The organism is Mucilaginibacter xinganensis (assembly GCF_002257585.1).
GTDB lineage: Bacteria > Bacteroidota > Bacteroidia > Sphingobacteriales > Sphingobacteriaceae > Mucilaginibacter > Mucilaginibacter xinganensis.
Map to the genome: position 1 here is coordinate 1775148 of NZ_CP022743.1, position 12923 is coordinate 1788070.

5 protein-coding genes are annotated in these 12923 nt (G+C 41.6%); 4 read left to right on the forward strand and 1 reads right to left on the reverse strand.

Translation table 11 applies throughout. From position 1 onward, the window contains the following. Positions 1-33: 33 nt before the first annotated feature. Positions 34-795 carry an NUDIX hydrolase gene (locus MuYL_RS07760; protein ID WP_094569993.1) on the reverse strand — a complete coding sequence of 254 codons (762 nt, stop codon included), beginning with the start codon at positions 793-795 and terminating at the stop codon, positions 34-36. Positions 796-988: 193 nt separating this feature from the next. Between MuYL_RS07760 and bglX the strand changes: the two genes are divergently transcribed. From bglX to MuYL_RS07785, 4 genes are all read left to right on the forward strand, one after another. Continuing rightward, on the forward strand, positions 989-3298 hold the full coding sequence (gene bglX / locus MuYL_RS07765; RefSeq protein WP_094569994.1) for a beta-glucosidase BglX: 2310 nt from the start codon (positions 989-991) through the stop codon (positions 3296-3298). An 866-nt stretch (positions 3299-4164) separates the two neighbouring features. Then, positions 4165-7380, forward strand: coding sequence for a SusC/RagA family TonB-linked outer membrane protein (locus tag MuYL_RS07775; RefSeq protein WP_157740685.1), 3216 nt, complete (start codon positions 4165-4167; stop codon positions 7378-7380). Between the two features lie 19 nt (positions 7381-7399). Next, on the forward strand, positions 7400-9259 hold the full coding sequence (locus MuYL_RS07780; protein ID WP_094569997.1) for a RagB/SusD family nutrient uptake outer membrane protein: 1860 nt from the start codon (positions 7400-7402) through the stop codon (positions 9257-9259). A gap of 79 nt (positions 9260-9338) precedes the next feature. Beyond that, positions 9339-12920, forward strand: coding sequence for a VCBS repeat-containing protein (locus tag MuYL_RS07785; RefSeq protein ID WP_094569998.1), 3582 nt, complete (start codon positions 9339-9341; stop codon positions 12918-12920). Positions 12921-12923: the final 3 nt, after the last annotated feature.

Genomic DNA, 12923 nt, shown 5'->3' on the forward strand with positions numbered 1-12923 from the left:
TTGCCAGTGTTGCGAAATTAAAGGTGTAATTTATTACCATCCGCCATTAAAACCTTCGGTTAAAGCCGCCTTATAATTTTCAAGATCGAAAGCATAAAGATAAGGGGCTTTGTGCGCACCGCCTTTACGGGGTTTTTCTAACCGGGTCAATATGCCAAAGGCAAGCATCCGCCGCTGAAAGTTTCGGCGGTCAAGTTTTTTATCCAATATGGTTTCATAAAGTTTTTGCAGTTCGGGCATTGTAAATTCCTTTGGCATTAAATTATAGCCTATCGGCTGGTAATTAAGCTGCAGGCGCAAAGTATCTAAAGCAGTTTTAAGGATCAACGCGTGATCCAGCTGTAATTCCGGCAAATCATTTAAATCGCACCATAAACAAGTTTCTGAAAACTGGTCGGGGGCAGGAGTTACATCAAAAAAGTCGACCAGTGCATAGTACCCAATAGTTAAAAAGCGGTTGGTGAACCAGTTTTCTTCAACAGGCAGCATGTCTTTGTATGTTTCAAAATGCTGCTTTGACCGTTCTGGATCACCAAACACATGAAACTGCTTTAAAAAAATCTCGTCAAGGCCGGTGCGCTCTTTCAATATGCGGTTAGCTGCCGTTTCAATAGGTTCAGTTTTAAGTAAAAACCCGCCCGGCAAATAGTGTTCACCACCGTTTTTTACCTTTAATATTAAAACTTTCAATAACCCTTCATGAAATCCAAACACTACACAATCAATAGAAATATGGGGCAGATAGTTCTCCCTTGCGTCTTCGCAATACGCTTCAAGTTCTTTTTTGGTTAACATTTGTGCTATTCTACAAAAATACTTTGATTATTTAAATTATAATATTACTCTTGTGTCAATAATACACTATTGTTTTTTAGTGTTAAACCAATTATAATCAGTGTAAAAAAATTAGGCAGCTAAAACGATTGCTATTTTCAATAGGCTAGCCTGTGTTTTTCATCATTTAATAATAACCTAATAATTCATAACGATGAATAAATTCTCTATAGTAAAATCTGCATTTGCAGCAGCCGTGCTTTTTGCCTCAGTTATGCCAATATATAAGGCATCGGCACAAACAACATCCGGCGATGCAAACATGAATGCGTTTGTTTCTAAACTGATGGGTAAAATGACGCTGGATGAAAAGATCGGTCAGCTTAACCTTGTAGTAATGGGCAATGCGATAACGGGCACGGTTATCAGCAAAGGGGTTGAGGATAAGATGAAAAGGGGCGAAATTGGCGGCATATTTGGTTTATATGGTACTGCAAACGTATCAAAAATGCAAGACCTTGCAGTTAAGCAGTCACGTCTGCATATTCCTTTAATATTCGGGCTGGATGTTATTCACGGGCATCGTACCATATTTCCGATTCCTTTAGGTGTATCAGCTACCTGGGATATGGGCTTAATACAACAGTCGGCAAAAATAGCGGCTAAAGAAGCTACGGCCGAAGGATTGAACTGGGTGTTTTCGCCGATGGTGGATATTGCGCGCGATCCGCGCTGGGGCCGTATTTCAGAGGGCTCGGGCGAAGATCCATGGTATGGCTCGAAGGTTGCCAAAGCAATGGTTAAAGGTTACCAGGGTAATAATTTGATGGATGCCGATGCGGTAATGGCCTGTGTTAAGCATTTTGCCCTTTATGGCGGTGCAGAGGCCGGCCGGGAATATAATACCGTTGATATGAGCCTGATAAAAATGTACCAGGACTACCTGCCGCCCTACAAAGCGGCTGTTGACGCAGGCGCAGGCAGTTTCATGAGTTCGTTTAATACGATAAACGGAATGCCGGCGACAGTTAATAAATGGTTACTTACTGATCTGCTGCGCAAGCAATGGGGCTTTAAAGGTTTTGTGGTTTCTGATTATACCGCGTTAAATGAAGTTACCAATCACGGACTTGGCGACCTGCAAACAGTATCAGCACTGGCACTAAAGGCAGGCCTTGATATGGATATGGTGGGTGAGGGCTTTTTAACCACCCTGAAAAAATCGTTAAAAGAAGGAAAAGTTACACCGCAGGAAATTGACCTGGCTTGCCGCCGCGTGCTGGAAGCAAAATATAAATTGGGTTTATTTAAAAATCCTGCGAAATCAATTAATGCCGAAAAAGAGAAGCAGGATGTTTTTACCGATGATAACCGCAAATTTGCAAGGCAGATAGCTGAGCATTCATTTGTATTGCTGAAAAACCAGGGCGAAACCTTGCCGCTTAAAAAATCAGGAACCATAGCGCTGGTTGGCCCGCTTGCTGATAACCATTCAGAAATGCTGGGTACCTGGGTAATTGCAGGCGATCCGAACAAATCGGTAAGCGTAGCCGAGGGTATAAAAAATGTTGTGGGTGAAAACGTTAAAGTGTTGTACGCTAAAGGGGCAAATATTACGGACGACTCACTTTTAAGCATCCGTGCATTTGCCTTAACCGGCCCCGAAGTAAAAGACAAACGTACGCCGCAGGAAATGATTGACGAAGCCGTTGAAACTGCGAAAAAAGCCGATGTGGTGGTGGCTGTTGTAGGCGAGTCGGCAAATATGTCCGGCGAATCATCAAGCCGTGCCGATATTGATATTCCGGAAAGCCAGAAAGAACTGTTAAAGGCACTTTCAAAAACGGGTAAACCATTGGTAATTGTATTGTTCAACGGCAGGCCGCTAACCTTAACCTGGGAAGATAAACATGCCAGCGCAATACTGGACGCATGGGCACCGGGTACCGAAGCGGGCAATGCCATTGCAGATGTGCTGTTTGGTAACTATAACCCCGCCGGAAAGTTAACAGCAACATTTCCGCGCAGTGTTGGACAGATACCTATATACTACAGCCATAAAAATACCGGCAGGCCTTTTGACGGTACCGGTGGCGCTAAATTTAAATCAGACTACCTTGATATTTCAAACGATCCGCTTTACCCTTTTGGTTACGGATTAAGCTATACTACATTCAGTTATAGCGGCGTACAGCTTGACAAAACCAATCCTGCAGGAAACACAACGGTTAAAGCAACCGTAACAGTTACCAACACCGGCAAATATGCTGGCGAAGAAGTGGTACAGTTGTACATCAGCGATCCGGTGGCCAGCATAAGCCGTTCTGTAAAGGAATTAAAAGGATTTCAGAAGATAAGTTTGCAGCCCGGCGAAAGCAAAGTGGTATCGTTTAACATTACCACTGCCGATCTTAAATTTTACAATGACAAGCTTATTTACGACTGGGAACCGGGCCAGTTTGTTGTTCAAATTGGCACCAATTCAGCCAATGTGCAATCGGCCGCCGTGCAATGGTTAAAATAGCCCGTTTTTTTAACAATTAAGGTAGAAAAACGATCATTATCGAAGGCGTTCCATCATCAAAATGGAACGCCTTTTTTGCTTGAATAAAATAGGATATTATTTAAGCAATGTGATACGAAAAATATGTGAAAAGTGCTTAAAACCCCTGAAAATAAGTGTTATAATGACATTTTTAATGAAAAGTGATGAAATTTTAACACTGATAAATCAGGAAAAACGGGGGTGCGGAAACGATATTTTTGAATTAAAAATCACGGTTAAATAAAGATTTAAGCGTCCGTGTAACCTTAAAGTGATTTATTATTAAATAATTAGGTTGTATAACGGAAATGTTACATTTTTATTTTTTCAAAATATATGTTATTTTGTTAATAATTTGTTAACATAAATCATTCCTGAATATCACTATTTGTTAGTGTATGCATATTAAAATAATTAATTTGTAATTCTTATAAACTCACTTGTGTAAACAATACACTCTATTTACATTAGTGTCAATACCAATTTAATTTTTTGGTTCATCAAAGAATTATACGAAACCAATATTATTATAACATTTTATTAAACAAAGATGCGCTGGTTTTTGGGCTGCATTTGGAAAACTAAGTAGCAACAGTTTGTATTTTCTAAGTACTTTACATGATAAAACTTTTACATTTTTTCCATTTTAATTATCCCGGCAACATGGGTCCTTTCCAAAAGGATCTCACCCCGTTTTGCCTGGGTGCGCGCAACGCCCGTGCTCCTTCATAATATTTCAATAGAACAACAGCCTTAAAATCAAATAAATTAATCAACTAAATCTCAATCTCATGTTTAAAAGTTTACTCCTAAAGGGAAGAACATTATGCCTGCTATTATGCTGCATGATTTCTTCATTGGTAGTTACAGCCCAAACAAAACACTCAGGTAAGGTTATCGGCAGCGATGACAAACAACCTGTAGTAGGTGCATCCGTAAGGATCAAAGGCACCAACACCGGCGCTGTAACGGATGTTAATGGCGAGTTCACCCTCTCCTTAGCTCCTGGTAATGTTTTGGTTGTAAGTTATCTTACTTACCAAACAAAAGAGGTAACTGTTCAAGGCGATCAGTATCTCACTATTTCTTTAGCGCCGGCAACCACTTCACTTAACGAAGTAGTTGTTACAGGTTACCAAACCCAGCGCAAAAAGGACATCTCAGGTTCAGTAGCAACGGTTAACATTGCCGCTGCGAAAGTGATTCCAACCTCTTCTTCTGAATCATTACTACAAGGCCAGGCAGCTGGTGTTACAGTGATACAGTCAGGCGCTCCGGGTGCTTCTGGTAACGTGTTTATCCGTGGTATCAGTAACTTTGGTAACTCTTCTCCGCTTTACGTTATTGATGGTGTTCAGGAAAGCGGAATGGGTTCTATTAACCCGAATGACATCGAATCTATCAGCGTGTTAAAGGATGCCGGTGCTGCCGCTATCTATGGTGTAGCTGGTGGTAACGGTGTAGTTGTTGTTACTACTAAAAAAGGTAAACAAGGTAAAACTAAATTTACTTATGATGCTTTTTATGGTGTTACACAGCCATTAGGCGGTAATCCGTTTAACGTATTAAGCGCTGATAATTTTGAAGCGTTGTTAAGAACAGCTGATCCTAGTAATGCGTTAATAAAAGACAATAACGGTCACTTTACCGATTATGGTTACAACTCAGGTACTAATGTTACCGGTTCGCCTAAAGGTTTGGCCAATGCAGGTAACCCTGCAATTGATCCGTCAAAGTATGTTTATGATCCTAACAATCCGGAAAATGATTATTTGATCCAGAAGTTTGTAAAAGGAGCAGGTACTGATTGGTTCCATGAATTATTTAAATCAGCCCCAACCCAATCACATACTGTTTCTGCAAGCGGTGCTAACGAAAAAAACAATTACTACTTTTCATTAGGCTACTTAAATCAGCAGGGATCATTAATTGGTACTTTTTATAAAAGATACCAGGCTCGTATAAATACGAATTTCAGCATTAGCGACCACGTTCGTGTTGGTGAAAACATGCAGGTTTATTACGCTGAAGCTCCACAGGGCAGCGGCGGTATCCCTGGAGGAAACCAGGCAGAAGGTAACGCTATATCTTTTAGCTACCGTATGCAACCGCAGATTCCGGTTTATGATATTAAGGGGAATTATGGCGGTACCTGGGATGGCTTAACCGTTTTAGGTAATGGTATTAACCCAGTAGCTACCCAAAATGCTAACCTGTTGGATCACAGCCGCTCATGGAATGTGGAAGGTTCAACCTATGGCGAGATTGATTTCCTGAAGCATTTTAATGTACGTACACAATTTGGTATCAATTTCTATAACTACTTTTACGACAATACACTACAGAATCAGTATTACGGAAGTGAAACACACTCAGGCAAAAATGGTTTCCAGGAAGGTGCCGGTTACGGAAGCACTTACACATGGACAAATAGCCTGAATTACAACCAGACTTTTGGAAAACATAGCATTAAAGCGTTTGCTGCTTTTGAAGCAAAGGATAATGTTAGCAGGTATCTTGATGCAACAATCAACACCCTGTTCTCATTAGATCCGGCATTCGTAAACATTAATGCGGGTGACTCTAAAACACTGATTGCTAACGGTGGTGCCAACCAGGAATACTCAACTCTTTCTGTTTTTGGCCGCGTGGATTATGCTTATAACGATAGGTATATTTTAGGTGCTACTATCCGTCGCGACGGTTACTCAGCATTTTTCCCGGGCAGGCAGTACGGTACTTTCCCATCTATATCATTGGCATGGCGTATATCACAGGAAGATTTCCTGAAAGGTGTAAGCTGGTTAAATGATCTTAAAATTCGCGGAAGTTACGGTGCATCAGGTTACAATGGTAACATTAGCGGCGGAAATGCTTATAACTCATTTGGAACAGGTTTCTCGCCTTCATCTTACGCACTAACCGGGGCACTTAATTCAGCTTTAGTTGGATTTTATGCTTCGCAGATAGGTAACAAGAAAACAACATGGGAAAAAGATAAGGTAGCTAACATAGGATTTGATGTAAGTTTATTTAACCATTTAGACGTTACCGCTGAGTATTACAAGAAAACCAGCAGTAACTTATTATTCCAGGTTGCCCTTCCTGCTACCGTGGGTGGTGCAGCTGCACCTTATGTTAACATCGGTGAAGTTCAAAACAGTGGTGTTGATATTTCTGCTAATTATCATGGTAACATCGGCAGCGAGGTTAAATTTAACGCTGGCGCAAATATTACCTCTTACCATAGCAACATCACTAAATTAGATGCTTCTTTCTTTACCAACTACCAACGTCAGAATGACGCGTTGGTTAAAGAACAGGTAGGCCATCCGATAGGTGAGTTTTTTGGATACACAGTAGATGGTTACTGGAACACCCAATCGCAAATTGATGCAGCCAATGCAGCAGCCGTTGCTAAAGGTAAAGGTACAGTTTACCAAACAGGTAACTCAGCAAACGGCGGTCCTGCTTTAGGTGAGTTCCACTATAAGGATATAAATGGTGATGGCGTTATTAATGATGCTGACCGCGGCCCTATTGGTAATCCTAATCCTAAATTTACTTATGGTATTAACCTTGGTGCGAGCTATAAAGGCTTTGATATTAGTACAGTGCTGTATGGTTCATATGGTGGAAAAATCTATAACTACACCAAATACTGGGTTGACTTTTTAAGTACTTTTGCAGGTAACAAGAGCAACGATTTGTTGTTTAACTCATGGACACCATCTAATCCAAACGCAAAAACACCAAAGGCATCTCCTGTGGGTGGTTTCGGATCTGATGCAACTACCAACTCATGGTATGTTGAAAGTGGTTCATTCTTAAAAATGCGTTCGCTAACCTTAGGTTACACAATTAAGTCTTCAACACTTAAATCATGGGGCGTTGATAATATTCACATCTTTGCCCAGGGTGTAAACGTCTTTACTGCAACAAAATACAAAGGTCTTGATCCTGAGTTGCTTGCAACGGGTTCAAATGGCTTAGGCACTGACATTGGTGCATATCCAAACAACGAGAAGAAATACATTTTTGGTGTTAATATGACATTTTAATTGTTAAAAAAATATAATTATGAAAAAATTTAATAGTAAACTAATTGTTCCCGGTGTTATGGCGGTGCTTGCATTGTCATACTCCTGCAAGGACTATCTTAACAGGACGCCAGCCGGATCATTAAACACCGTAATCCTCGCCAATAAGGCCGGGGTTGACGGATTATTGATCGGCGCTTATTCATTGCTTGACGGTACCTATGGCGGCCAGCCTGGAAATACCTGGATGACAGGTACAGACAACTGGGGTTATGGTAGCGTGGCGGCAGATGATGCGCACAAAGGCTCAACTCCTGATGACCAGGCACCCCTGGGCCAGATTGAAGCATTTATTGCAACAGGAAGTAACGGTTACCTTGACCCGAAATGGAGGGTAATGTTTAACGGTGTACAACGTGCAAACGATGTGCTGCGTGAGTTACCTTTGGTGAAAGATGGTTCAGTGTCTGCTGACTATGCTAAAGAAGTGACAGCTGAAGCCCGTTTTTTACGTGCGTTTTATGAAATGGACCTGGCTAAACTATGGCGGAATGTACCTTATGCTGATGAAACCGTTACTTATGATAATGGTAACTACAACATTGGTAACCCTGGCCCGGTTTGGGACAAAATAGAGGCCGACCTACAGGCAGCTATGGCCGTATTGCCTGCAACCCAGCCACAGGTTGGCCGTGCTAACAAATATGCCGCCGAAGCATTTTTGGCTAAAGCGTATATGTTTGATCACAAATATGCAGAAGCACTTACTGCTTTAAATGATTTGATTGCAAATGGTGTAACACCAAGCGGCGCTAAATATACACTGCAGCCATATGCCAATAACTTCAATCCGTCAACTAAAAATGGCCCTGAAGGTGTATTCGTTATTCAGGCATCTGTACATGACGGATCAAACGGTGATAACGGTAACTCAGGTAATACATTAAACTATGCCGCCGGTGGCCCTGCCTCATGCTGCGGTTTCTTTTTACCTTCATTCAGCTTTGTTAACGCATTTAAAGTTGACGCAACAACAGGTTTGCCTTTGTTAGATACTTTTAATGACAGTGATGTTAAAAATGACCAGGGTGTTGCAGCTGATGCTGCCTATACACCTTACACAGGTACACTTGACCCACGTTTGGATTGGTCAGTTGGCCGTCGTGGTATTCCATACCTTGATTGGGGAAATATGCCGGGCGCATCATGGGCCCGTGACCAGCTAAACGGTGGTCCTTACATCCCGATCAAAAATGTTTACTATAAAGGCGCTCAGGCTACTACAGCTGATACTTACGAAGGTTGGGCAACAAACCAGTCAAACGCTAACAGCTACAACGCCATTCGTTTTGCAGATGTGCTTTTATGGGCTGCTGAATGCGAAATTGAAGTTGGAAGCCTTGCAACTGCTGAAAAATATGTGAACATGGTTAGAGATCGCGCAGCCGATAAAACCGGCTGGGTTTACACTTATGTTGATCCAAATGATCCAACTAAAGGCCGTACAACTACGCCTGCTGCCAATTACAAAGTTGGTTTTTACGGAACTTATGCCAGTTCAAACGGCCAAAGCAACCCTGCTTCAGGTTTTGCGGCTAACGGTAAAGATTTTGCCCGCAAGGCAGTTCAGTTTGAGCGCAGGATAGAGTTAGGTATGGAAGGACACCGTTTCTTTGACCTTCAGCGCTGGGATGGCCTTTACGGCGGCCCAATGGGTGCTGGTTTTATGGCTAAACAATTGAACGATTATTTCGCTCATGAAATTAAAGTTCCCGGCTTCCCGTCTGTGTTGCTGAACAGCGCACACTTTATACAGGGAAGAAGCGAATTGTTCCCTATTCCACAAACACAAATTGATATAACACACGGAAAAATCAAACAAAATCCTGGTTATAATTGATCGTAAATTATTATAAAAAAGAGGTGGGGATAGTATCTTCGCCTCTTTTTTATTTTATACATTTAGCGTAAATTATAAAATGAAACTTCTTCGCTATTTTTTTATTTCCTGTTTACCGGTAATTCTTTTTTCATGTAAACAACATACCTTATTTGAAAAGGTATCTTCCTCGCACTCAGGCATCCATTTTAGTAACACCATTGTTGAAACCGACACCATTAACCCCCTGGATAAATTAAATATCTATAACGGCGGCGGGGTTGGTATAGGCGATTTTAACAATGATGGCTTACAGGATATTTACCTGGTAGGAAATGCGGTTTCAAATAAGCTGTACCTTAACAAAGGTGATATGAAATTTGATGATGTTACCGATAAGGCAGGCGTAGCAGGGTCAAAAGGTTGGGGCAGGGGAGTAGCCGTTGTTGACATTAATAATGATGGCTTAATGGATATTTACGTTTGCTATACCTTGTTAAACGATTCGCTGAAACGACGTAACCTGTTGTATGTAAACCAGGGGATTGACAAAAACGGCGTTCCGCACTTTAAAGAGATGGGGAAAGAATATGGACTTGATGTAAAAGTACATTCAACCATGGCGTCGTTTTTTGATTATGATAATGATGGCGACCTGGATATGTATCTTACGGTTAACGAGGCGTCGTCAAGTGAAAATACCAGCAGTTTCAGGCCTATTATTAAGGATGGAACAAAAAATAGCACCGGGCGCCTTTATCGCAACGACTGGGACCCGGTATTAAAACATGGGGTTTACCACGACGTTTCAAAGCAGGCCGGGACAACAATTGAAGGATATGGCCATGCAACCAGTATTGTGGATATTAACCGCGACGGCTGGAAAGATATTTATGTGACCAATGATTTTTTAAGCAATAATATTTTATACATCAATAACCACGACGGAACATTTACCGACCGGTCAAAGGAATATTTTAAGCATACCGCTAACAGCGCTATGGGCCAGGATGTTGAGGATATTAACAACGATGGACTTGCCGACGTCTTTGAACTGGATATGAGCCCCGAAGATAACTACAGGCGTAAGATGTTTATGAGCTCAAATACTTACCAGGTGTACCAGAATTTCGACTATTTCGGTTACCAGTATCAATATAACCGGAATACGCTGCAGGTTAACCAGGGTCCGCGGGTTGGGCAAAACGACTCCATTGGCGCCCCTGTTTTTAGCGAAACTTCGTTTTTAAGCGGAGTTGCGCAAACCGACTGGAGCTGGTGCCCTTTAATAACAGATTTTGATAATGACGGCTATCGCGATATTGTGATAACAAATGGCTACCCGAGGGATGTTACGGATCATGACTTTACCACATTCAGGGCGGAGGCTTATTTAATAGCGAGCAAAAAACAAATACTTGATCAAATTCCAACGGTTAAAATCCCCAATTATGCATTTAAAAATGGGGGGCACCTGGAGTTTGCTGACGTAACAAAAAGCTGGGGACTAGGCGAGCCATCATTTTCAAATGGTGCTGCATATGCCGACCTTGATAATGATGGTGATATGGATATGGTGGTCAATAATATTGACGATGAAACATTCCTGTATAAAAATACTTCGCGCGAAACAGACAAAAAAACAAATAACTATCTTCAGATCCAGTTTCAGGGCGGCCCTTTAAACAAGAATGGAATTGGGGCATGGGCCGATATTTATTACGGGCATAACAAGCAGCAGGTATATGAGAACACACCTTTCCGCGGCTATTTATCAACCATCCAAAACATAGCCCACTTTGGCCTCGGGCGCGATTCATTGCTGGACTCTGTGGTGATCAGGTGGCAAAATGGTAAAAAACAGGTTGTCAAAAGTGTTAAGGCAAATCAGGTGCTTAAGGTTAACATAGCCAATGCCCTTGAAAATTACACATTTAACCAGCCAGCAATAAATAACAAATCATTGTTCCGCGAAGTAACAGCGGCTGTAGGAGTTACTTATACACATAAAGAAAGCGACCTGGCCGACTTTAATATCCAAAAACTTTTGCCGCATAAATTGTCGCAATACACCCCGGCAGTGGCAGTGGGAGACGTTGACGGCAATGGCTTCGACGATATGGTAGTTGGCGGTACCACGCAATTTCCGGCTCAGTTACTTTTACAACAGGCCAACGGTAAATTTATACAGAGGAATCTTATACCTGCTGCGCCAAAACCTATTTATACCAATATAGTAAAAGATGAAGGTATGTTGTTGTTTGACGCAGATGGCGATGGCGACCTTGACCTTTATGTCGCCAGTGGCGGATATGAAAAAGAGCCGAATTCGCCGCTTTACCAGGATAGGATTTATATTAATGACGGTAAAGGCAACTTTAAACTGCAGGAGGACGCTTTACCCCGTAATTATACGAGTAAATTATGTGTAAAAGCGGTTGATTATAATAAGGATGGCAAGCTTGACCTGTTTGTTTCGGGGCGTGTTGAGCCATGGAGCTATCCAAAACCGGTTTCGAGCATGATATTGCGTAATGACAGTAAGGATGGGCATGTAAAATTCACGGATGTAAGTGCATCGGTTGCTAAAGACCTGAAAAATATTGGTATGGTTTGCGATGCTGTTTTTAGTGATTTTGATAACGATGGCTGGCCCGATCTTATCCTGACAGGTGAATGGATGCCCGTTACATTTTTAAAAAATGACCATGGCGTATTTAAAAACGTAACCGTCAATACCGGGATAAGCAATAAGCTTGGCTGGTGGAATACCATTGCTGCCGGTGATTTCAATCACGACGGCAAAATTGATTATATAGTGGGCAACACCGGTTTAAATACTTTTTATAAGGCATCAGACAAATACCCTGTTTATATCACCGCTAAAGATTTTGACAACAACGGTAGTTATGATGCATTCCCGTCGGTTTATTTAAAAGATCAGGATGGGGTTTTAAAGGAATTCCCGGCGCAAACCCGTGACGATATTGTGAAGCAAATGATTGGTATGCGTGTAAAGTTTCAGAATTATAAATCGTTTGCCGTTGCAACTATGGATTCTGTGATTACGCCTGAAATGCGTAAAGGCGCAATAAGGTTAAAAGCAAATATCCTGCAGTCGTGCTACCTGCAAAACAATGGTAATGGTAAGTTTACCATGGTTCCGCTGCCAATTGAGGCGCAAACATCACAGCTGAGTGGCATTGTTGTAGATGATTTTGATGGAGATGGTAACCTTGATGTAGTGCTGAGCGGTAATGATTATGGTACCGAGGTTTCAACCGGCAGATACGATGCTTTTAACGGGCTGATGCTTAAAGGTGACGGAAAGGGCGGCTTTAAGCCACTTTCTATATTACAAAGTGGCATCTATATCCCCGGCGACGGCAAAGCTCTGGTAAAATTGAAAGGCGCAAAGGGTAATTATTTAATTGCAGCTACCCAAAACAGGAGTGTAATGAAAATATTTGAGCTGAAAAGACCGGTTCATAGCATTGCGTTAAAGCCATTAGACCTTTTTGCTACTATAAAATACAAGAACGGGAAAACCGGTAAGCAGGAGTTTTATAATGGCACATCGTTCCTGTCTCAATCGGGCAGATTTTTTAATACAGACCCTACAATGGAGGCCGTTACAATAACTGATAGCTACGGACATGTCAGAAATATTTCGCTTAATTAATAC